We start from the raw sequence: 20,844 nt of genomic DNA on the forward strand, positions 1-20,844 counted from the left end.
TCCGCCCGGACACGATAAAGAGAACTTGTTCCAGTAGTCGCCCAAGTCGACCATCTCTTCGGGTTTCTGGCTACCCGTCGGATGCGCGGTGGATCTTCTCCGCGGTTCCGTCCTGGCCGTGGACTCCTGGAACTAGAACTGGTATCAGTTCTGGAACGTCACGCCGCAGGTAGCCGCAGGAGGCCTCAGCCATGACCGAGCTCGTGGAACACGGACAACTGTTCATCGGCGGGGAGTGGACGGACCCGCTGGGCACCGACATCATCCGGGTCGTCTCCCCGCACACCGGCCAGGTCATCGGCAGCGTCCCGCACGCCACCACGGCGGACGTCGACCGCGCCGTCGCCGTCGCGCGCAAGGCGTTCGACGAGGGCCCCTGGCCCCGGATGTCCCTCGACGAGCGGATCGCGGTCGTCGCGCGCGTCAAGGACGCCATCGCGGTGCGGCACGAGGAGATCGCCCGGTCCATCAGCTCCCAGAACGGATCCCCGTACTCCTGGTCCGTCCTCGCCCAGGCGCTGGGCCCGATGATGGTCTACGACGCCGCGATCACGGTGGCCCGCGACTACGCCTACGAGGAGCACCGCCAGGGCGTGCTCGGACCCATTCTGGTCCGCCGGGAGCCGGTCGGCGTGGTCGCCGCCGTCATCCCCTGGAACGTCCCGCAGTTCGTCGCCGCCGCCAAACTGGCACCCGCGCTGCTGACCGGCTCCGCGGTGATCCTCAAGCCCTCGCCGGAGTCCCCGCTGGACTCCTACATCCTCGCCGACATCGTGCGCGAGGCCGGGCTGCCCGAGGGCGTGCTGTCGATCCTGCCCGCCGACCGGGAGGTCAGCGAGTACCTCGTCGGGCACCCCGGCATCGACAAGGTCGCCTTCACCGGATCGGTGGCCGCCGGCCGGCGCGTCATGGAGGTCGCCTCCCGCAACCTCACCCGGGTCACCCTCGAACTCGGCGGCAAGTCCGCCGCCGTGATCCTCCCGGACGCCGACCTGGAGACCACCATCGCCGGCATCGTCCCGGCGGCCTGGATGAACAACGGTCAGGCCTGCGTCGCCCAGACCCGCGTCCTCGCCCCGCGCGCCCGGTACGCGGAGGTCGCCGAGGCCCTCGCCGCCGCCGCCGGCGCGCTGGTGGTCGGCGACCCCCTGGACCCGGCGACCCAGCTCGGACCGCTCGTGGCCCGCCGTCAGCAACAGCGCTCGCTGGACTACATCCGGATCGGACAGGAGGAGGGCGCGAAGATCCTCGTCGGCGGCGGTCGCCCCGCCGGCCTGGACCAGGGCTGGTACGTCGAACCCACCCTGTTCGGCGACGTCGACAACTCCATGCGCATCGCGCGCGAGGAGATCTTCGGGCCCGTGGTCTGCCTGATCCCCTACGGCGACGAGGCCGAGGCCGCGCGGATCGCCGACGACTCCGAGTTCGGACTCAGCGGCAGCGTCTGGACGGGCGACGTGGAGCGCGGCATCGACTTCGCGCGCGGGGTGCGCACCGGCACCTTCAACGTCAACACCTTCAGCCTGGACATGCTGGGACCGTTCGGCGGCTACAAGAACAGCGGCGTCGGGCGGGAGTTCGGCCCCGAGGGACTGAGCGAGTACCTGGAACACAAGATGATCCACCTGCCCGCCGGCTACCAGCCGCCGGCCGCCCCGGGAACGGACGCCTGATGGGGGACCGCTGGCAGGTGGAGGTGGACCGGAGCGTCTGCATCGGCTCCGGCATGTGCGTGAACCACGCCCCGGCCGGCTTCTTCCTCGACTCGGCGCGCCAGTCCCACCCGGCGGCCCCCGAGACGGACGCGAACGAACCGGTCCTGACGGCGGCCGAGGGCTGCCCCGTCGAGGCGATCACGATCACCCTGCTGGGCAGCGGGGAGGCGGTGTTTCCGCCGGAGGAGTAGGCGGGCCGGCCCCGCCCCGCCGCCCCTACGTCAGGATCAGGACTTTCCCGCGGCCTTGGAGCGCGCCTTGGACGGAGCCGGCGTGGGGGTCGGCGTGGAGGTCGGGGCCGGCGTCGTCAGGTCGATCAGGCGGCAGACCGTCTCGATGTCGATCTTGACCTGGGCGATCGAGGCGCGGCCCGACAGCCAGGTGATCAGCGCCGAGTGCCAGGTGTGCTCGATCACGCGCACCGCCGACAGCTGTTCCGCCGTCGGCGGGGCGTCCAGGCCCATCGCGTCCAGGATGATCGCCGTGGTCAGCCGCGACACCGTGTCCACCTCGGGGCTCACGCTCCGGTCGGCGAACGTGAGGGCGCGCACCATCGCGTCGGCGAGGTGCGGTTCGCGCTGGAGGGCCCGGAAGGCGCCCATCAGGGTCTCCGCGACCCGGGCCGCCGGGTCGTCGCCCGCCGGGGGGCGCTTGCGGAGCGTGGTGTGCATGTGCTGGAGCTGGTCCTGCATGGTGGCGACCAACAGGTGCACCTTGGACGGGAAGTACCGGTACAGGGTCCCGAGCGCCACGCCGGCCGCCTCGGCGACCTCCCGCATCTGGACCGCGTCGAAACCGCCCCGGCCGGCCAGCTGGGCGCTGGCGTGCAGGATGCGGCGTCGGCGCGCCTCCTGGCGCTCCGTCAGGGGCGGGGACGCCGGTGTGGTCACGGCCTTCGCTTCCGCTGTCATCTGTCCCGTTCCAAGGCGTTCAGTGTTGTCGCGCCGGCGGTTCCGGGGCTGATCCGGGGCCGGCGTGTCAGGCGTCGGAGTCGTGGCGTGAATCACCTGCTCCGCCTCTTACGGTGAGGTTTCCGGCCGGTAGATTCAATGCTCTCAGACGGATCAAGTCTGAAACTTGTTCTACATTATCCGAGCGGTTACGCTCCGGCGAAAGTGCAGGGAGAAGGGGGCCGAGAGTGACCGCAGAGGCCGTGGTGACGAGCCCTTTCGCGAGTTCCGCCACCGAAGGTGACCGCCCGTTGCGCATCGCACTCCTCACCTACAAGGGGAACCCGTTCTGCGGCGGCCAGGGCGTCTACGTCCGCCACCTTTCGCGGGAACTCGTCCGGCTCGGCCACTCCGTCGAGGTCATCGGCGCCCAGCCCTACCCGGTGCTCGACACCGGGGCCACGCTGACCGAGCTGCCGAGCCTGGACCTCTACCGCAGCCCCGACCCGTTCCGTACGCCCGAACGGGCGGAGTACCGGGACTGGATCGACGCCCTCGAAGTCGCCACCATGTGGACCGGCGGCTTCCCCGAGCCGCTGACCTTCTCGCTGCGCGCGCGCCGGCACCTGGCCGCGCGCGCCGGTGAGTTCGACGTCATCCACGACAACCAGACGCTCGGGTACGGATTGCTCGGGGACCTCGGCGCGCCGCTGGTGACGACGATCCACCACCCGATCACCGTGGACCGCACGTTGGACCTGGCCGCCGCCAAGAACCGCAAGAAGCGGCTCTCGGTGCGCCGCTGGTACGGGTTCACGCGCATGCAGGGCCGGGTGGCCCGCCGGCTGCCGTCCGTGCTGACCGTGTCGGGTTCCTCGCAGGTCGAGATCGCCGAGCACCTGGGCGTCCGGGGCGAGCGCATCCACGTGGTGCACATCGGCGCCGACACCGACCTGTGGTCGCCCGACGCGTCCGTGGCCGAGGTGCCCGGGCGGATCGTGACGACGTCCAGCGCCGACGTGCCGCTGAAGGGCCTCGTCCACCTGGTGGAGGCGCTCGCGAAGCTCCGCACGGAGCAGCCCGACGCGCACCTCGTGGTCGTGGGCCGGCGCGCCGAGGAGGGGCCGGTCGCCCGCGCGATCGCCACGTACGGACTCCAGGACGCGGTCCGCTTCGTCAAGGGCATCACGGACGCCGAGCTCGTCGACCTGGTGCGCAGCGCGCAGGTGGCCTGCGTGCCCTCGCTGTACGAGGGCTTCTCGCTCCCGGCGGCCGAGGCCATGGCCACCGGCACCCCGCTGGTCGCGACCACCGGCGGGGCGATCCCCGAGGTGACGGGGCCCGACGGGGAGACCTGTCTGGCGGTGCCGCCCGGTGACGCGGGCGCGCTCGCCGCCGCGCTGGGCCGGCTGTTGGGTGACGCCCCGCTGCGCGAGCGGCTCGGCGCCGCCGGGCGCGACAGAGTCCTGACCCGGTTCACCTGGGCCAAGGCCGCCGAGGGAACCGTGGTGCACTACCGGGCCGCCATCGAGCAGGCCGCCCGTACGCGTCGTGCGCGCTGACGCCTCGCCGATGAGTCATCCCCGTTCCGAGTTCCACCCCGTAGACCCCCGCGACCGCGAAGGCAGGACCCCGTGCTGACCGTCGATTTCTCCCGGTTCCCGCTCGCCGCAGGCGACCGCGTGCTCGATCTGGGCTGCGGCGCAGGTCGGCACGCCTTCGAGTGCTACCGGCGCGGTGCGCAGGTGGTCGCCGTGGACCGCAACGGCGAGGAGATCCGCGAGGTCGCCAAGTGGTTCGCCGCGATGAAGGAGGCCGGCGAGGCACCGGCCGGCGCCACCGCCACCGCCATGGAGGGCGACGCGCTGGCCCTGCCGTTCCCCGACGAGTCCTTCGACGTCGTGATCATCTCCGAGGTGATGGAGCACATCCCCGACGACAAGGGCGTGCTCGCCGAGATGGTGCGGGTCCTCAAGCCGGGCGGCCGGATCGCGATCACGGTGCCGCGGTACGGCCCGGAGAAGATCTGTTGGGCGCTCAGCGACGCCTACCACGAGGTCGAGGGCGGCCACATCCGCATCTACAAGGCGGACGAGCTGATCGGCAAGATGGAGGCCGCGGGCCTCAAGCCGTACGGCACGCACCACGCGCACGGGCTGCACTCCCCGTACTGGTGGCTGAAGTGCGCGTTCGGCGTCGACAACGACAAGGCGCTGCCGGTGAAGGCGTACCACAAGCTGCTGGTCTGGGACATCATGAAGAAGCCGCTGGCCACGCGCCTCGCGGAGCAGGCCCTGAACCCGGTGATCGGCAAGAGCTTCGTGGCGTACGCGACGAAGCCGCACCTGCCCGTGGACGCGGCGAAGTGACGTCCCCCGGTCGTACCGAACACCTGGTCCTGGACGGCGTGTTGACCGCCGAGCAGGCGGCCGGGACCGTCGCGGGCATCCTCGCGGCGCAGCGGGCGGACGGGGCGATCCCGTGGTTCCGCGGGCACCACCTCGATCCGTGGGACCACACCGAGGCCGCGATGGCGTTGGACGTGGCGGGCGAGCACGAGGCGGCGGAGCGGGCGTACGCGTGGCTGGCTCGGCACCAGAACGAGGACGGTTCCTGGTTCGCGGCCTACGCCGACCGGCCGGAGGGCGTGGACACCTCCGCCCCGCAGGACGCGAGCCGCGAGTCGAACTTCGTCGCGTACATCGCGGTGGGCGTCTGGCACCACTACCTGGCGACCGGCGACGATCCCTTCCTGGACCGGATGTGGCCGGCCGTGTACGCGGCGGTGGAGTTCGTGCTGGGGCTCCAGCAGCCGGGCGGCGAGATCGGTTGGAAGCGGGAGGCGGACGGCGCGGCCGTCACCGACGCGCTGCTGACCGGGTCCTCGTCGATCCATCAGGCGCTGCGGTGCGCGCTCGCCATCGCGGAGCACCGCGAGGACCCGCAGCCGGACTGGGAGTTGGCGGCGGGCGCGCTGGGGCACGCCATCCGACGGCACCCGGAGCGGTTCCTGGACAAGTCCCGCTACTCGATGGACTGGTACTACCCGGTGCTGGGCGGTGCGTTGACCGGGCCGGAGGCGACGGCGCGCATCGAGGAGCGGTGGGCGGAGTTCGTCGTCCCGGACCTCGGGGTGCGGTGCGTGCTGCCGAACCCGTGGGTCACGGGCGGGGAGTCCTGTGAACTGGCCCTCGCGCTCTGGGCGTTGGGGGAGTCCGACCGGGCGTTGGAGATCCTGCGGTCGATCGGGCACCTGCGGGCCGACAACGGCATGTACTGGACGGGGTACGAGTTCGTGGACCGGGCGGTGTGGCCGGTCGAGCAGACCACGTGGACGGCGGGCTCGTTGTTGTTGGCCGTCGCCGCGTTGGGCGGGGACGAGGCGACGGGCGAGGTCTTCGGCGGGCTGAACCTGCCGCGGGGGCTTGAGCCGGACTGCTGCGGTTGAGCGTGTGGGGCCCGCGGGCCCCACACGCCCCGTGCGTCAGCGGCGGGAGAGTCGGCTCGCCAGGGCGTGGCCGATGAAGAGGTAGACGACGGCCGCGATGCCGTAGCCGACGACGACCTGGACCCAGGCGCGGTCGAAGGTGAACAGGTCGTAGGACCAGCCGGCCAGCCAGGTCGCCGCGTCGTGGACGAGGTCGACGAAGGCGTTGCCCTGGTTGGCGTCGAGCAGGAACAGCAGGATCCACAGGCCGATCACGAAGGCTGCGATGTCCGCCACCAGGGCGACGGCCCGGCCCGCCGAACTGCTTCCTCGGGTGTGTACTCGGGTATGTGTGGGCATGCACCCCGTGTTGCCGCGCAGGCGCGCCGCAAACCCCCGAACGGGTCCCCCAAGTGGCGGAGCCCCACAGGCCGGGTGAGGGTGCGGAGGACACCTCAGTCCCCGGAGGCAACTGTGTCCGTACCCAGAAACGTTCGATTCCGTCGTGCCGTCACGTCGGTGCTCCTTTCCTGTGCGCTGCTGGCCGGCGCCACCGCCTGTGGCTCCGACGGGGGCGGGAGGGCCAAGACCAAGAGCGAGGACGTCTCGCTGTCCGCGGCCACGGCCGCCGACCAGGCGGCCGCGGAGGCGTCGGCCGTCGAGGTGCTGGCCGCCGAGGAGGCCGCCGCCGCGACTCCCGCGCCGAGCACGCCCGCGGAGAAGCAGAAGTTCGCGAAGACCCGCTTCGTCGCGAACGCCGGTCTCGCGGCCGGCGCGACCTACCAGTGGATCGTCAAGCCGTACCAGGCGGGCAAGTTCAAGAAGGGCGCGAAGGGCCGTACGTTCGCGCTGATCAAGGCGGGTCTGGCGGGTGCCTTCGCCTACAACCGGCTGAAGGCGGCGACCGCCAACGCCAAGGGCGACCCGCTGCTGTCCAAGGCGGTGGTCCCGCTGACGGCGGGCATCGAGTCCCTCAAGGGCCTGGCGACCAAGCTCCGCAAGGGGCAGGCGGGCGACGCCGACATCGGCGCCTTCGAGAGCGTCATCAACGGGGTCAAGGAGGCCGGCAAGAGCGCGGGGGCGGTGGTGACCGACAAGGTTCCCAGCACCTCCCAGCTCGGCGGCTGATCGGCCGTGTCCCCGGCCGGGCCCGGGGTCGGGAGGCGTCACGGCCCCTCGACCCCGGGCCCGCCGGCACGCGACCGCCGGCTGCGGCTGTTTGAATGGGGCGCGTGATCGAGTTCGTGGTGGCTGCCGCAGCGGTGGCCGGGGTCGGGTGGCTGGTGCGGCGCAAGCACCGCGAGCGGCAGGCCGCCGAGGTGGTGCCCGGGCTGCCGGGCATGGCACGGCTGCCCGCCGGCGCGGGGCGCTGGCGGATGGGCCGGCTGTACGTGGACGGGGGCGCGGCCCGGTGGGAGCCGCAGCGGAATCCCGCGGTGGAACTGGCCGGCGCGCGGGCCACGGGGGTGCGGGCGCCGTCGGTGAAGGAGGGCATGAGCATCAACCCGGGCTCGCGGATCGTCACGTGCGCCCGCCCGGGCGACGCCGACATCGAGATCGCGGTGATGGCGCTGGACCTGCGGGAGTTCCTCGACGCGGTGCCGCGGGCCGAGCAGGTCTGACCGCTACGCGTTCAGTTCCGCGAGGACCCGCAGGGTGTGCGGGTCGGGGGCGGTGAGGAGCAGGTCGGTGACCGGGCCCTTGCGCCACAGGTCGAGGCGTTCGGCGATCCGCTCGCGGGGTCCGATCAGGGAGATCTCGTCGGCGAACGCGTCGGGGACGGCCAGGACGGCCTCCTCCTTGCGGCCGGCGAGGAACAGTTCCTGGATGCGGCGGGCCTCGTCCTCGTAGCCCATCCTGGCCATCAGGTCGGCGTGGAAGTTGCGGGCCGCGTGCCCCATGCCGCCGATGTAGAAGCCGAGCATCGCCTTGACGGGCAGGAGGCCCTCGGCGACGTCCTCGCAGACGTGGGCCCGCGCCATCGGGGCGATCATGAAGCCTTCGGGGAGGTCGGCGAGGGAGGCCCGGTACACGTCGGTGCGCGACGGCGACCAGTACAGGGGCAGCCAGCCGTCGGCGATCCGGGTGGTCTGGGCGATGTTCCGGGGGCCCTCCGCGCCGAGCAGGATCGGCAGGTCCGCGCGCAGCGGGTGGGTGATCGGCTTGAGCGGTTTGCCGAGACCGGTGCCGTCCTCGCCGAGGTACGGGTGGTGGTGGAAGCGGCCGTCCAGGGCGACGGGAGCCTCGCGGCGCAGGACCTGGCGGACGACGTCCACGTACTCGCGGGTCGCGGTGAGCGGGGAGGCGGGGAAGGGGCGCCCGTACCAGCCCTCGACGACCTGCGGGCCGGACAGGCCCAGGCCCAGTGTCATCCGGCCGCCGGAGAGGTGGTCCAGGGTGAGGGCGTGCATGGCGGTGGCGGTGGGGGTGCGGGCGGACATCTGGGCGATGGCGGTGCCGAGGCGGATCCGCGAGGTGTGCGCGGCGATCCAGGTCAGCGGGGTGAAGGCGTCGGAGCCCCAGGCCTCGGCCGTCCACACCGAGGCGTAGCCGAGGTCCTCGGCCTCGGTGGCGAGGTCGAGGTGGTTCGGGTTGGGGCCGCGCCCCCAGTAGCCGAGTGCCAGTCCGAGGCGCATGGGGGTTCCCTCCGCGAAGCCGTCGACAGCTCCCGCCACTTCTGACGGTGCGTCAGGTGACTGTAGGGCACGACCCCGGTCCCGGGAAGACCGACGGCCCCCGCCCGGGAGGGCGGGGGCCGTTCGGCCGTGCGGGCGAGGGGCCTCAGCCGCGCTGGATGTCCGACGTCTCGTTCAGCACGCCGCGTCGACCGTCCTGGGTCTGGGCGATCAGCGTGGCCGGGCCGCGCTGGTCGACGGCCAGGTACCAGGTGCCCGGCGCGAGTTCCGCGATCGGGTGCGAGCCGTCCTCGGCGAACAGCGACCGGGTCACCGGCACCGCGAACCAGAACGGGGTGAAGTCCGCCGCCGGGGCGGGCGTCGCGTCCCGCGGGGTCGGGGCGGGCGTGGGGTTCGGCTGCGGGGTGCCGCCGTAGGGCGGTGCGGGCTGCGGGGTCTGCCCGTACGGCTGGGGCTGCTGGCCGCCCGGGTAGCCGTAACCGGCACCCGGCTGCTGCTGGGCCTGCGGCTGGCCGCCGTACGGCGGGACGGCGGCGGGCCGGGACTCGGGCACGAGCTTGCCGGCCAGCGCCGGGACCTTCGCGCCGAACAGGGCCACGCCGGCCAGCGCCAGGGTGGCGAGGAAGGCGATGATGCTGCCGGCGCCCAGGTCGGCGCCGCTCGGGCAGGTGATCAGCGACCACAGGGCGGCCCAGGCCGCCGCCACGGTCAGTACGGTGCCCCACGCCTGCATGGGCAGCCCCGCGAGCTGGCGGCCCTGCGGCAGGAAACGGGCCGCGAGGAGCAGACCGGCCGCGATGAACCCGAGCAGGAAGACCGTCGGGAGCACCAGGCGGTACACGTCGGTGTCCCAGGCACTCGGCGTGTCGATGCCGGTCGCGGAGTAGAAATCGAGGAACGAGGCGATGAACAGCAGCACCGCTGCTCCGATCACCACGCCGTCGCCTCGAGTGAGGGAGCGGATGTTCACGTCTTAGGTGTCCTTCTCGGTCTCGGTCGTCTCGTGGTGCCGCGGTCGCAGATCAGGACTGGAGCGGGGCGGGCGGCACCATGGTACGGAGGTTTTCCGTGACCGAACGGACCGGGGCGTCGGGCGGTCCTGGTGGGACTACCCGCCGAGGAACCCGACGATGCCGTCCGCGATGCCCTGCGCGGCCTTCTGGCGCCACTGCGGACTCGTCAGTTGCGCCGCGTCCTTGGCGTCACGCATGTTGCCGCATTCGATGAACACCTTGGGGCGAGTTGAGAGGTTCAGTCCGCCCAGATCGTCGCGGACCACCAAACCCGTGCCGGAACCGAGGTAGTTGGCGGGGCCGGAACCGGTGGTGCGGGCGAAGTTGTTCGCGATGCGCTCGCCCAGCAGGCGCGAGGGCTCGATGATCTTCGCGGTGTCCGCGCCACCGCCCTTGACCTTGGCGGGAAGGATGATGTGGTAGCCGCGGCTGCCCTCGGAGACCCCGTCGGCGTGGACCGACACGACGGCGTCGGCCGCCGCCTCGTTGCCGATCCGGGCCCGCTCGTCGATGCAGGGACCCCAGGGGCGCTCGGTTCCGGCCTCGTGGGTGAGGACCACCTTCAGGCCCTTGGCCTCCAGGGCGGTGCGCACCCGGCGGGACACGTCCATCGTGAACTCGGCTTCCATGTAGCCGGAGTTCGTGGTGGTGCCGGTGGTGTCGCACTCCTTGCGGTTGGTGCCGATGTCCACCTGGCGGTCGATTTCCTTGGTGTGCTTGAAGTTCCCGGTGTTGTGGCCGGGGTCGATGACCACCGTCCGGCCGGCGAGCGGGGCCTTGCCGGCGGCGGGGGAGCCGGACGCGGCGCCGTTGGGGGTGGGGCTCGCGGGCGTGGGCTCGGCGGCCCTGTTCGGCTTCGCGTCCGCGGCGGACGTGTGGGAGGCGGGCAGCGGCGTCGCCTGCGGTCGGTGGTCGTCCTGCCCGTTCCCGGTCAGGACCTGGGTCAGGACCCAGCCCGCCAGACAGGTCGGGGCGAGGGCGGCGGCCGCGACCGCGAGGGTGGAGCGGCGCGTGAACCAGTGCCGGTCCGGGCTGACCGAGGAGCCGGACTCGGGGGGCGGGGGGCTGTCGTCGTAGCGCACCCGGCGATGCTAGGCCGGCCGCCCGCCGCCCGGACGGAACGTGCTCCATCCGGGGGCGTGGTGTGGTTGTATGCCTGGCGGTGTCCCGGTTATATGCCCTGGTCGGTGCGCCGCAGGACCCGCAGCGAGTCCGTGACCGAGATCTCCTCGAAGGCGCCGGAGGCCAACGCGCGCAGGTAGATCCGGTACGGGGCCTGGCCGCCGTCGGCCGGGTCCGGGAACACGTCGTGGATCACCAGCGTGCCGCCCACCGCGAGGTGCGGGGCCCACCCCTCGTAGTCGCCGCTCGCGTGCTCGTCGGTGTGCCCACCGTCGATGAAGACCAGGCCCAGCGGGCCGCCCCAGGCCGCGGCGACCTGCGGGGAGCGCCCCACGATCGCGATCACGTGCTCCTCCAGCCCGGCCCGGTGCAGGGTGCGGCGGAAGGTGGGCAGCGTGTCCATCAGCCCGATCTCCGGGTCCACCACTGTCGGGTCGTGGTACTCCCAGCCCGGCTGCTGCTCCTCGCTGCCCCGGTGGTGATCGACGGTGATCGCGGACACCCCCGCCTCACGGGCGGCGTCGGCGAGCAGGATCGTGGAACGCCCGCAGTACGTGCCGACCTCCAGGAGCGGCAGCCCGAGCGCCGCCGCCCGGGTCGCCGCCGCGTACAGGGCGAGGCCCTCGCCCACGGGCATGAAGCCCTTGGCCGCCTCGAAAGCGGCGAGGGTCTCCGGCTTGGGGCTGGCCATGTCGTTCCTCCTGAGCTGCGGGTGAGTGGCCGCCCATGCTGCCCTACCGCCCGGTAGGACGCCACGGCCGGGGGTCCGTGACCTGCGGTCGCCTCCGAGAGCACGCCGGATCGGCGGGCGGTGCGGGGGTGGCGCAGGAGCCTCACCCGTCGCACTCGAACCACACCGTCTTGCCGGTGGGATTCGGGTCCGCGCCCCAGCGGTCGGTGACCGCCTCGATCAGCAGCAGCCCGCGCCCGCCCTCGGAGAGTTCGGGGCCGGGCGGCCCCGGCACCCGGGGGAGCGCGGGGCTGCCGTCCGACACCTCGACCCGCACACCTCCCGGCCGGCACAGGATGAGCACGGAACACCCCTGCCCCGGCGCGTGACGCACGACGTTGGCGATCAGCTCGGTCAGCGCCAGCTCGGCGGCGTGCGTCAGCGAGGCCAGACCCCAACTGGCGAGGTACATGCGCAGGATGCGCCGCATGTGACGCGCGGAATGCTCACCGACGGTGAACCCCATGCGGTAGCTCTCGTCAACTTCGCCAGCTGAATACTCAGTTGTGCGGTTCATGAGACCAGCGTGGGGTGATCTGGTTACGCTCGGCTACGGACCGAACCGAACGCCGCACGGCGTGTACTTGGAGGTGACCGCTCCATGGTCAACATCCGTGATCTCGATCCCAGCGCCTCGGCTCTGGACTACTACGGTTCCGAACTGCGCCGCCTGCGGGAGGAGGCGGGACTGAAGCAGGGGCAGCTGGGGGGCATCCTCTACTGCGCGGGCTCGCTGATCGGGCAGATCGAGACGGCCCGGAAGGTCCCGACCAGGGGTTTCTCTGAGCGGGTGGACGCGGCGCTCGACACGGGCGGGGTGTTCGCCCGACTGGTGGGGCTGGTGCTGCGCAGTCAACTCCCCACGTGGTTCCAGCCGTACGCCGAGATGGAGGCCAAGGCGGAGTACATCTCCACCTTCCAGGCGCAGTTGGTCTACGGGTTGTTGCAGACCCCGGAGTACGCGCGGGCGGTGCTGGGGGTGCGCACGGACGAGGGCCTCGACGCGAAGGTGGCCGCCCGCATGGAACGGCAGCGGATACTCGACCGCGAGAACCCGCCATTGATGTGGGTCGTGCTGAGCGAGGCCGCGTTGTACCAGGAGATCGGAGGCCGGGAGGTCATGCGAAATCAACTGGCGCACCTGTTGGGACTCCGGGGGCGTGAGTGGGTGCGAGTGCAGATCCTGCCGTTCGAGGCGGGTGCCCATGCGGGGGTGCCGGGCACGTTCAACCTGTTGCGGTTCGAGGGGGACCCGGATCTCGTCTACACCGAGGACTTCGTCCAGGGCCATATGACGGCCAATCCGCAAGCTCTCAGGGAGGGTTCGCTCCGTTACGATCACTTGCAGGCCGCCGCCCTCTCCGTGGAGGACTCGGCGGTACGGATCGCCCGTGTAATGGAGGAGCGTTATGGACACCATCCAGGACCTGACGGGCGCGCGGTGGCGTAAGTCCTCGTACAGTTCCGACACCGGCGGCGACTGCGTCGAATGCGCCCCGCTCGGTGGCGACTGGCGCAAGTCCAGCCACAGCGGCGACACCGGCGGCAACTGTGTCGAGATCGCCGCCCGCCCCCACCTGATCGCCGTCCGGGACTCCAAGAACCCCGACGGCCCCGTCTTCACCGTCGCCCCCGAGGCCTTCGCGCTCTTCGTGCGCGGCGTCTGAGCCGCGGCCTCCCGCTAGCCGGGGAGGGGGCCGGGGTCGACGCCCGTGAGGTCGCGGCTCGCGTCCCACAACCGCGCCGCGACGGCGGTGTCGGCGAGGTGGTCCCACAGCGGTTCGCGTCGGGGCTCGCCGCGCAGGCCGAAGTGGCGCGGTCCCCACAGCTGCCCTCCGCGCACGGCCGGGTCGAGCACCGCCCGGACCGCCGGCCACGCGCCGGCGTGCTTGCCCTGGAGGAGCAGGGCCGCGGGCGCCGCGCCCAGCCGTGCGGCCGTGGTGCGCACGTGGACCGGCGGCCGTGACGGGGTGAGGGAGTCCAGCGCGCCCCCGGGATGGACGACCACGCTCGCCACCGTGCTGCCGGCGGCGCGCAGCCGGCGGTCGAGTTCGAGGCCGAAGTACATCTGCGCCAGCTTGGACCGGCCGTAGGTCCGCTTGGGGCGGTAGTCCCTCCGGGACTGGAGGTCGTCCAGGTCGAGCCGCTCGGACTTCGCCGCGAAACTGCCCGTGCTGACGACGCGGGCCGCCGGCGCGGCCGACAGCAGCGGCATCAGCCGGCCGGTCAGGGCGAAGTGCCCGAGGTGGTTCGTGCCGAACATCAGCTCGTGACCGTCCCCGGTCTGCTCGCGCGGCGGGTCGTCCAGGGCGACGCCGGCGTTGTGGACCACCGCGTCGAGACGCTCCACCCCCAGGGACTCCACCGCCGCTTCCAGCGACGGGAGGTCGGCGAGGTCCAGACGTACGGCCCGGACCCGCGCGCCCGGAACCCGCGCGCGGATCGAGGCCGCGGCGGCCTCGGCCCGGGTGGGATTGCGGCTGCCGAGCAGGACGTCGGCTCCGGTCGCCGACAACTGCTCCGCGACGAAGTACCCGATGCCGGCGTTGCCGCCGGTCACCAGGACGACGCGGCCGGCGCCGCCGGGCAGCCGTCGGACGTTCCAGGGCGGGGTGGAGGATGCGGACGACACGGTGACGGGCTCCCTTGGTGGGGGACGGCTGCGGCTGCCCCTCGGGCAACCCGACCTCCACCGTCGCGCCGGCCACCGACACCTCGCGTGTGCACCACCGACGAACCCGCCGGATGCCCGACATCCCACCGACAAGCCGGGGTGGGCCCCCTGTGAGGTTCGTCCCGATCCACCGGCGACTCCGTCATCTGACCTTCCGTCAGAATGGAACGTGTTCTACTCTGGCCCGCGTTCAGGGGGACGACCGGCGCCGGCCGGGAGCGTCGGAGAGGCGGCAGGGATCCGTATGGGCATCGGAATCACGCGGGAACACAAGGAGTTGGCCGAGGCCGTGCGCGGCTGGGCGGCGCGGACCGTGCCACCCGAGGAGGTGCGCAAACTGCTCGACGGCCCGCCCCGGACCGGGGTGCGGCCCGCCTACTGGGACGCGCTCGCCGCCTCCGGACTGCTCGCACCCCACCTGGAGGGCGGGAGCCTGCTCGACCTCGCCGTCGCCGTGGAGGAGGCCGCCCGGGCCGCCCTGCCCGGCCCCTACCTCGCCGGCGCCCTGGCCTCCGTCCTGCTGGACCGGGCGGGAGCGGACGAACCGGCCGCCGCCCTCGCCGACGGCACCCGCGTCGGGGCCGTCGCGCTGGGCCCCGGCAGCATGACCGCCGTCGCCGTCGAGGGCGGCGGCCACCTCCTCGACGGCCTCGCACCGCCCGTGCTCGGCGCCGGGGAGGCCGACCTCGTCCTGCTCGCCGCCGAGGCGGCCCACGGCACGTACTGGTTCGCCGTGGACGCAGCCGCCCTGGACATCCGCACCCACGAGAGCGCCGACCCGACCCGGCCCACGGCCGAGGTGCGCGCCCGCGCGATCACCGTCGCCCCCGGCCGCCTCCTCGCCCTCGACGCCGCCCTGGTCCGGGACCTGGCCTGCGTCCTCTTCGCCGCCGACGCCTGCGGCACCGCCGCCTGGGCGGTCCACACCGCCGCCGAGTACGCGAAGACGCGCGAACAGTTCGGGCGACCCATCGGACGGTTCCAGGGCGTCAAACACCTGTGCGCCGACATGCTGGTACGCCTCGAACAGGCCCGCGCCCTGGTCTGGGACGCGGCCCGGGCCACGGACGAACCGGCCGACGTGCGCTCCCTGCTGGCCGCGCTGGCCGCCGGCACCGCCCTCGACGCCGCCTACTCCTGCGCCAAGGACTGCATCCAGATCCTCGGCGGCATCGGCTTCACCTGGGAACACGACGCGCACATCCACCTGCGCCGCTCCCTCGTCGCCCGGCAACTGCTCGGCGCCGGCGACGGGCACCGCACACGGGCCGTGCGCCTCGCCGCCGGCGGGGCACGGCGCGAACTGCGCCTCGAACTCCCCGCCCGGGCCGAGGAACACCGGGCGAAGGCCCGAGCCGCCATCGAGGACGCCCGCGGCCTCGACCCGGCCGCCGCCCGCCGGATCCTGGCGCCCACCGGATACGCGGCCCCCCACCTCCCGCCGCCGTACGGACTCGGCGCCGGACCCGTCGAACAACTCGTCGTCCAACAGGAAATGGCGGCGGCCGGCGTCAAGGTCGCCGACCTCGGCATCGCCACCTGGGTCGTGCCCTCGCTGCTCGCCCACGGAACGCCCGCCCAACAGGACGCCTGGCTGCCGGCGACCCTGCGCGGGGACCTCACCTGGTGCCAGCTCTTCTCCGAACCGGGCGCCGGCTCCGACCTGGCCTCGCTGCGCACCAGGGCGGAACGGACCGCCGACGGCTCGTGGAGGGTCAACGGACAGAAGGTGTGGACGAGTTCCGCGCACACCGCCGACCTCGGGATCCTGCTCGCCCGCACCGACCCGACCGCGCCCAAACACAAGGGCCTCGGCTACTTCGTCATCGACATGACCACCCCCGGCATCGACGTCCGGCCGCTCAAGGAGATCACCGGCGACTCCCTCTTCAACGAGGTCTTCCTCGACGACGTGCTGCTGCCCGCCGACGCCCTGGTCGGGGCGGTCGACGGAGGGTGGAAGGTGGCCCGCGACACCCTCGGCAACGAACGCGTCCACATGGCCGACCAGATGACCTTCGACACCGGCCTGGAGGCGCTGATCGCGCACTCCGCCGCACTCGACGGCTCGTACCGCGCCCGGATCGGCGCCCTCGCCGCCGAGGCCCACGCGCTCGCCTGCATCGGCCTGCGGACCACCCTCCGGCAGGTCTCGGGAGCGGAACCCGGCGCGGGCGCGTCCGTACGCAAACTCGTCCAGACCCCCCACCAGCAGAAGACCGCCGAACTCGCCCTGGAACTCCTGGGCCCGGCGGGCGCGGTCCGGGAGGGGGCCGGGGAGCGGGCCGTGCACGGGATGCTCATGTCCCGCTGCCTGACCATCGCCGGAGGCACCACACAGGTCCAGCTCAACGTCGTCGCCGAGCGGATTCTCGGCCTTCCCAGGGACTGAAGGGGCGGTAGGGCACATGAAGTCGTACATCGTGGGCGTCGGCATGACGAAGTTCGAGAAGCCGGAGTCGAGGGACTGGCAGTACTGGGACATGGTGCGCGAGGCCGGAACCGCGGCGCTCGCCGACGCCGGCATCGGATACGACCTGGTGGAACAGGTACCGGTGGGCTACTGCTTCCAAGCCTCCACCGCCGGCCAGCGCGCCGCGTACGAACTGGGGCTGAGCGGCGTCCCCGTCTACAACGTCAACAACAACTGCGCGACCGGCGCCACCGCGCTGATGATGGCCCGCCAGTTCGTCGAGGGCGGCATCAACGACTGCGTGCTCGCCCTCGGCTTCGAGAAGATGAAGCGGGGCGCGCTCGGCGGCGGAGCCGACGGCGGCGACTTCAAGACCTCGCCCGTCGCCCGGCACTACGGGATCATGGCCGCCGGACACGGCTTCGAGATGTCCCCGCCCACCGCGCAGATCTTCGGCAACGCGGCGCGCGAGCACATGGAGCGGTACGGCACCACGGCCGCGCAACTCGCCGCGGTCGGGGAGAAGAACCACCGGCACTCGGCGAACAACCCCCACGCCCAGTTCCAGGACGTGTACGCGATCGAGGAGATCCTCGCGGCCAAGACCATCCACGAACCGCTGACGAAACTCCAGTGCTCGCCGACCTCCGACGGGGCCGCGGCCGCCCTGGTGGTGTCGGAACGGTTCGTCGTCGCCCACGGCCTCCACGACAAGGCGGTCGAGATCGTCGGCCAGTCGATGACGACGGACACCACCGAGTCCTTCGCGTCGGGATCCTGCATCGACGTCGTCGGCAAGCCGATGTCGGCGGCGGCCGGCCGGGCCGCCTTCGAGACGTCCGGGCTCGGCATCGAGGACGTGGACGTCATCGAACTGCACGACTGCTTCTCCATCAACGAACTGCTGACCTACGAGGCGCTCGGCATGTGCGCGGAAGGCGCCTCGGGCAAGCTCGTGGAGAGCGGAGCCACCACCTACGGGGGCCGATGGGTGGTCAACCCCTCGGGCGGCCTGATCTCCAAGGGGCACCCGCTCGGGGCGACGGGCCTCGCCCAGGCGGCGGAACTCGTCTGGCAACTGCGCGGCGAGGCCGGCCCCCGGCAGGTCGCCGAAGCCCGCGTCGGCCTCGCCCACAACATCGGGCTGGGCGGCGCGGCGGTGGTGACCCTGCTGCGCCGCTGAGCCGGCGAAGGAGCCCCGGTCAGAACGGTGTCCGGGCGGGCGAGAGCCGGGTGTTCGTACAACTTTTCGCCCCCTCAGGGGTCACACAGGTGTGGCGCACAGTGCGCCTGGTGCTTTTGAGGGAGAAGTGAACGTGGCTCACGCCCGCTCGAACCGGCGGCGGATCCTCGCCGCCACCACCACCGTTCTCGCCGTCACGCTCGGCGCGGGCATGCTGTCCGCCCCGGCGAACGCCGCCACCGCGGAGGGCACGGCGAAGACGGCGAAGGCGCCCGCGGCGAAGACCGCCGCCGACGCCATCGGCTTCCCGAAGAACTCCCAGCTGACCGACGCCGGACTGACCGGCTTCGTGTCGAGGCAGGAGGGAACCTTCGACAAGCGCTGGACGCGGTACTCGAACGGCGCCTCGCAGGGCTACGGGTCCACCACCGTCCTGCGATCCTCCGCGACCGCGGACTACCTGGTCTTTCCCATGCACTACCAGGTCACGCTCCGGAACCTGAGCACGATGTCCGTGCTCGACGTACCCGTCGGATCGGCCGCCGGCGGCGCCGCGTACGCCGGGTCGGCGGCCAACGCCGTCTTCACGACGTCCTCGGACGGCACCGTGCTGCGCAAGCACACGCACCCCACCGAGGGCAACGGCACCGTGACCGTGACCGGTCTCCCGGCCGGCGCGAGCGCCATCGCGGTCACCCCGGGCACCCCGGAGGACGCCCTGGTCACCTTCACCGTCGGCACGGCCGCGAAGTGGGGCCTGCTCGACCTCGCCACGGGCGTCGTCGACGAGATCACCGACCGGACGCCGGGCTCCGCCGGCGGCGACGTCGCCGTCTCGCGGACACACGTCGTCTGGACCGAGGGCGACTCCACCGACAAGCCGGCGGTGTTCCTCAGGGAGCGGGCCACCGGCACCGTCCGCGAGATCCCGGTCGAGGACGCCTGGAGCAGCGACCTCCAGGTCGGCCTGGTCGGCGGTTGGGTGGTGTACGGCGAGGCGGGCGGCCTCTCCAGCGGCGACACGAACCCGCTGTACGCCCCCACCGCGTACGACCCGGCCACCGGGACGAAGGTGAAGCTGCTTGACCACCTCACCTCGTCCGCGGCCGCCCCCGACGGCCTGTACGTCCGCGGCGGCACCGTCGACCGGGGCGAGGGCCTCTACAAGATCGTGCCCGGTGCGGACGGGACGCCGTCCGTCACCCTGGTGGCGACCACCGGCGAGCCCACCCAGGTCGTCATCACCGAGAACAGGGTCCCCGCCGTCGTCGACCTCGACCAGAACGGTGGGGAGATCCACCTCGGTTGGGGGCTGTCCCGGAGCACCGTCGAGGCCGAACTCACCCTGCGCCACGTCCGGACCGGCCTGACCCGCGCACTCTCGATCAGGCACCCGAACACCCCGGACGCGACGTTCCCCTGGGACGGACGGATCGGACCGGACCACACCAGCGCCTACAACGGCGAGTACACCTGGGAGTTGGCCGTCCGGCCGCTCAACGGCATCGGTCCGGCCACCTCCGCCTCCGGCACGTTCACCGTCACCCGCAAGACCGCGCCGCACGACTTCGACGACAACGGCAGCACGGACGTGCTCTCCCGCGACGGTTCCGGCCGGCTGTGGCGCAGCGACACCACCTTCTCCAAGGAGTTCGGCCAACTGACCGCCCAGTCGCGCCAATCGCTCGGCGCCGGCTGGGACGTCTTCGACCGGATCGAGGCGGCGGGGGACCTCGGCGGCTCGGCGTTCGGCGACCTCGTGGCCCGGGACAAGGCCGGCGTGCTGTGGCTGTACCCCGGCACGGGCCGGGGCGGCTTCGGCACCCGTGCCAAGGTCGGCGGCGGCTGGCAGATCTACGACAAGATCGCCGGCGGCAGCGACCTGAACGGAGACGGACGCGCCGACCTGCTCGCCACCGACACCGCCGGGGCGCTCTGGCTCTACAAGGGCACCGGCTCCGCCGACGCCCCGTTCGCCGCGCGCACCAAGCTCGGCGAAGGCTGGGGGATCTACAACGAACTGACGGCCGTCGGTGACCTCGCGGACACCCCGGCGGGCGACCTCCTCGCCCGGGACAAGGCCGGTGTCCTGTGGCTGTACGCCGGCAAGGGCGACGGGACCTTCGCGCCCCGCACGAAGCTCGGCGCCGGCTGGAACGAGTACGGCTCGCTCGTCGGCATCGGCGACGGCGACCGCGACGGCCGCCCCGACCTCCTCGCCTCCGGCGCGGCGACGCAGTACCTCTACGGGGGCACGGGCAACGTGAACGCGCCCCTGCGGGGCAGGCAGCTCGCGTCCCTGCCGTACGTGAACGACCCGGGCAACCTCATCGCCTGACGGCCCCCGCCCGCCCCCGGCCGCCCCGGCCGCGCCCCCACCGCGGGGCGCGGCCGGGGCGGTCCGCGTTCCGGGGCGCGGGCGGCGGGCGGTGAGGCGCTACGGGCCCGCCAGGGCCGGGTCGACGACCGTCTCCCCGCGGGAGGCGCGGCGTACGGACTCCGCCAGGTCGTCGATCGGGCCGTCCCGCAGGATCAGCCCCGCCGCCCCCGCGGCCAGGGCGGCGTCCCGCAGCCCCGGATGCGCCGAACCCGTCATCAGCAGGACGGCGCACTCCGGGTCGTCGGCCAGCAGGGCCGGCACCGCGTCCAGTTCCTCGACCAGGGCCACCGCGGGGCGGCTCATGGTCGAGGCCACCACGTCGATGTCCGGTTCCAGGCCGAGTCGCAGCGCCAGGGCCGGGTTCGGCGGGTCCAGCAGCACCCGCAGGGATCGGGCGGGTCGGGAGGCAACGGGCATTTCGTCCACCCTGCCAGAGTAGGCCCCCCGTCCCGCCCGGGCAGGACTTCGTCCCGCCGAAAGAGGATCTGACGTGAAGTCAGGAGTCTTCCCAAGTGCTGGGGCGTGCGTTATACATTCCTTCACCGACCCTAGAACGCGTTCTAGAACGAGTCGCGGAGTCGGTCCCGCATACGGCCTCGGTGCGACCGACGGTGCGGACGGCCGCACCGAGGTCTTCCACTCGGTGGAAGCACGAACGACA

General features: G+C 72.5%; 21 protein-coding genes. 12 read left to right on the top strand and 9 right to left on the bottom strand.

Annotated elements, in window-relative coordinates:
- Positions 1-191 precede the first annotated feature (191 nt).
- Positions 192-1,673 (top strand): aldehyde dehydrogenase, encoded by a 1,482-nt coding sequence (locus OG906_RS23530; RefSeq protein ID WP_329445532.1) that lies wholly within the window; start codon positions 192-194, stop codon positions 1,671-1,673.
- Positions 1,673-1,906: a ferredoxin gene (locus OG906_RS23535; RefSeq protein WP_329445534.1), complete on the top strand. Its 234-nt coding sequence runs from the start codon at positions 1,673-1,675 to the stop codon at positions 1,904-1,906. Before OG906_RS23530 ends, OG906_RS23535 begins: the two co-directional genes overlap by 1 nt.
- A gap of 36 nt (positions 1,907-1,942) precedes the next feature.
- Here the strand turns inward: OG906_RS23535 and OG906_RS23540 are convergent, their stop codons facing one another.
- The gene (locus tag OG906_RS23540; protein ID WP_329445536.1) at positions 1,943-2,626 is read right to left on the bottom strand and encodes a TetR family transcriptional regulator; all 684 of its coding nucleotides are present in this window, start codon (positions 2,624-2,626) and stop codon (positions 1,943-1,945) included.
- A 227-nt stretch (positions 2,627-2,853) separates the two neighbouring features.
- Here OG906_RS23540 and OG906_RS23545 point away from each other — a divergent pair, with 227 nt between their 5' ends.
- The 3 genes from OG906_RS23545 to OG906_RS23555 all read left to right on the top strand — a co-directional run bounded on the left by OG906_RS23545 (position 2,854) and on the right by OG906_RS23555 (position 6,053).
- The gene (locus OG906_RS23545) at positions 2,854-4,167 is read left to right on the top strand and encodes a glycosyltransferase family 4 protein (protein WP_329445538.1); all 1,314 of its coding nucleotides are present in this window, start codon (positions 2,854-2,856) and stop codon (positions 4,165-4,167) included.
- Positions 4,168-4,239: 72 nt separating this feature from the next.
- Positions 4,240-4,974, top strand: a complete 735-nt coding sequence (locus OG906_RS23550; RefSeq protein ID WP_329445540.1) for a class I SAM-dependent methyltransferase — start codon at positions 4,240-4,242, stop codon at positions 4,972-4,974.
- Positions 4,971-6,053 (top strand): prenyltransferase, encoded by a 1,083-nt coding sequence (locus tag OG906_RS23555; protein WP_329445542.1) that lies wholly within the window; start codon positions 4,971-4,973, stop codon positions 6,051-6,053. The genes OG906_RS23550 and OG906_RS23555 overlap by 4 nt, the downstream gene beginning before the upstream one ends.
- Positions 6,054-6,089: 36 nt before the next feature.
- Here the strand turns inward: OG906_RS23555 and OG906_RS23560 are convergent, their stop codons facing one another.
- Positions 6,090-6,392: a hypothetical protein gene (locus OG906_RS23560; RefSeq protein WP_267803841.1), complete on the bottom strand. Its 303-nt coding sequence runs from the start codon at positions 6,390-6,392 to the stop codon at positions 6,090-6,092.
- Positions 6,393-6,551: 159 nt separating this feature from the next.
- On the opposite strand from OG906_RS23560, the gene OG906_RS23565 reads away from it, so the two are divergent.
- Together OG906_RS23565 and OG906_RS23570 are read left to right on the top strand one after the other, a co-directional pair.
- A complete protein-coding gene (locus tag OG906_RS23565; RefSeq protein ID WP_329445545.1) occupies positions 6,552-7,160 on the top strand; it encodes a hypothetical protein in 609 nt (202 codons plus the stop codon).
- Between the two features lie 104 nt (positions 7,161-7,264).
- On the top strand, positions 7,265-7,654 hold the full coding sequence (locus OG906_RS23570) for a hypothetical protein (protein ID WP_329445547.1): 390 nt from the start codon (positions 7,265-7,267) through the stop codon (positions 7,652-7,654).
- Between the two features lie 3 nt (positions 7,655-7,657).
- On the opposite strand, the gene OG906_RS23575 is transcribed toward OG906_RS23570, so the two are convergent.
- From OG906_RS23575 to OG906_RS23595, 5 genes are all read right to left on the bottom strand, one after another.
- Positions 7,658-8,668, bottom strand: coding sequence for an LLM class F420-dependent oxidoreductase (locus OG906_RS23575; protein ID WP_267826557.1), 1,011 nt, complete (start codon positions 8,666-8,668; stop codon positions 7,658-7,660).
- A gap of 145 nt (positions 8,669-8,813) precedes the next feature.
- Positions 8,814-9,638 (bottom strand): hypothetical protein, encoded by an 825-nt coding sequence (locus OG906_RS23580; protein WP_329445550.1) that lies wholly within the window; start codon positions 9,636-9,638, stop codon positions 8,814-8,816.
- 138 nt (positions 9,639-9,776) lie between these two features.
- On the bottom strand, positions 9,777-10,763 hold the full coding sequence (locus OG906_RS23585; RefSeq protein ID WP_329445552.1) for an N-acetylmuramoyl-L-alanine amidase: 987 nt from the start codon (positions 10,761-10,763) through the stop codon (positions 9,777-9,779).
- Positions 10,764-10,852: 89 nt separating this feature from the next.
- A complete protein-coding gene (locus tag OG906_RS23590) occupies positions 10,853-11,494 on the bottom strand; it encodes a class I SAM-dependent methyltransferase (RefSeq protein ID WP_267798895.1) in 642 nt (213 codons plus the stop codon).
- Between the two features lie 142 nt (positions 11,495-11,636).
- Positions 11,637-12,050, bottom strand: coding sequence for an ATP-binding protein (locus OG906_RS23595; protein ID WP_329445555.1), 414 nt, complete (start codon positions 12,048-12,050; stop codon positions 11,637-11,639).
- Positions 12,051-12,134: 84 nt separating this feature from the next.
- Between OG906_RS23595 and OG906_RS23600 the strand changes: the two genes are divergently transcribed.
- Both OG906_RS23600 and OG906_RS23605 read left to right on the top strand, forming a co-directional pair.
- A complete protein-coding gene (locus OG906_RS23600) occupies positions 12,135-12,983 on the top strand; it encodes a helix-turn-helix domain-containing protein (RefSeq protein WP_329445557.1) in 849 nt (282 codons plus the stop codon).
- Positions 12,943-13,200 carry a DUF397 domain-containing protein gene (locus OG906_RS23605; RefSeq protein ID WP_329445559.1) on the top strand — a complete coding sequence of 86 codons (258 nt, stop codon included), beginning with the start codon at positions 12,943-12,945 and terminating at the stop codon, positions 13,198-13,200. The genes OG906_RS23600 and OG906_RS23605 overlap by 41 nt, the downstream gene beginning before the upstream one ends.
- A gap of 14 nt (positions 13,201-13,214) precedes the next feature.
- Here OG906_RS23605 and OG906_RS23610 read toward each other — a convergent pair whose 3' ends face one another.
- A complete protein-coding gene (locus OG906_RS23610; protein ID WP_329445561.1) occupies positions 13,215-14,165 on the bottom strand; it encodes an SDR family NAD(P)-dependent oxidoreductase in 951 nt (316 codons plus the stop codon).
- Positions 14,166-14,451: 286 nt separating this feature from the next.
- On the opposite strand from OG906_RS23610, the gene OG906_RS23615 reads away from it, so the two are divergent.
- The 3 genes from OG906_RS23615 (at position 14,452) to OG906_RS23625 (ending at position 20,141) form a co-directional block, all read left to right on the top strand.
- Complete coding sequence (locus OG906_RS23615; RefSeq protein WP_329445563.1) at positions 14,452-16,599, top strand: acyl-CoA dehydrogenase; 2,148 nt, start codon at positions 14,452-14,454, stop codon at positions 16,597-16,599.
- Positions 16,600-16,615: 16 nt separating this feature from the next.
- Complete coding sequence (locus OG906_RS23620) at positions 16,616-17,803, top strand: lipid-transfer protein (protein WP_329445565.1); 1,188 nt, start codon at positions 16,616-16,618, stop codon at positions 17,801-17,803.
- Positions 17,804-17,936: 133 nt separating this feature from the next.
- A complete protein-coding gene (locus OG906_RS23625) occupies positions 17,937-20,141 on the top strand; it encodes an FG-GAP repeat domain-containing protein (RefSeq protein WP_329445567.1) in 2,205 nt (734 codons plus the stop codon).
- Between the two features lie 99 nt (positions 20,142-20,240).
- On the opposite strand, the gene OG906_RS23630 is transcribed toward OG906_RS23625, so the two are convergent.
- A complete protein-coding gene (locus OG906_RS23630) occupies positions 20,241-20,600 on the bottom strand; it encodes a DNA-binding response regulator (protein ID WP_267798980.1) in 360 nt (119 codons plus the stop codon).
- Between the last annotated feature and the right edge of the window lie 244 nt (positions 20,601-20,844).

Origin of the sequence: Streptomyces sp. NBC_01426 (assembly GCF_036231985.1) — a bacterium.
Classification (GTDB): domain Bacteria; phylum Actinomycetota; class Actinomycetes; order Streptomycetales; family Streptomycetaceae; genus Streptomyces.

Bases quoted from the DNA above. Each gene is read 5' to 3' on its own strand.
- OG906_RS23530 (WP_329445532.1), top strand. From the start codon at position 192: ATGACCGAGCTCGTGGAACACGGACAACTGTTCATCGGCGGGGAGTGG.
- OG906_RS23535 (WP_329445534.1), top strand. From the start codon at position 1,673: ATGGGGGACCGCTGGCAGGTGGAGGTGGACCGGAGCGTCTGCATCGGC.
- OG906_RS23540 (WP_329445536.1), bottom strand. From the start codon at position 2,626: ATGACAGCGGAAGCGAAGGCCGTGACCACACCGGCGTCCCCGCCCCTG.
- OG906_RS23560 (WP_267803841.1), bottom strand. From the start codon at position 6,392: ATGCCCACACATACCCGAGTACACACCCGAGGAAGCAGTTCGGCGGGC.
- OG906_RS23575 (WP_267826557.1), bottom strand. From the start codon at position 8,668: ATGCGCCTCGGACTGGCACTCGGCTACTGGGGGCGCGGCCCCAACCCG.
- OG906_RS23590 (WP_267798895.1), bottom strand. From the start codon at position 11,494: ATGGCCAGCCCCAAGCCGGAGACCCTCGCCGCTTTCGAGGCGGCCAAG.
- OG906_RS23595 (WP_329445555.1), bottom strand. From the start codon at position 12,050: ATGAACCGCACAACTGAGTATTCAGCTGGCGAAGTTGACGAGAGCTAC.
- OG906_RS23600 (WP_329445557.1), top strand. From the start codon at position 12,135: ATGGTCAACATCCGTGATCTCGATCCCAGCGCCTCGGCTCTGGACTAC.
- OG906_RS23605 (WP_329445559.1), top strand. From the start codon at position 12,943: ATGGACACCATCCAGGACCTGACGGGCGCGCGGTGGCGTAAGTCCTCG.
- OG906_RS23615 (WP_329445563.1), top strand. From the start codon at position 14,452: ATGGGCATCGGAATCACGCGGGAACACAAGGAGTTGGCCGAGGCCGTG.
- OG906_RS23620 (WP_329445565.1), top strand. From the start codon at position 16,616: ATGAAGTCGTACATCGTGGGCGTCGGCATGACGAAGTTCGAGAAGCCG.
- OG906_RS23630 (WP_267798980.1), bottom strand. From the start codon at position 20,600: ATGCCCGTTGCCTCCCGACCCGCCCGATCCCTGCGGGTGCTGCTGGAC.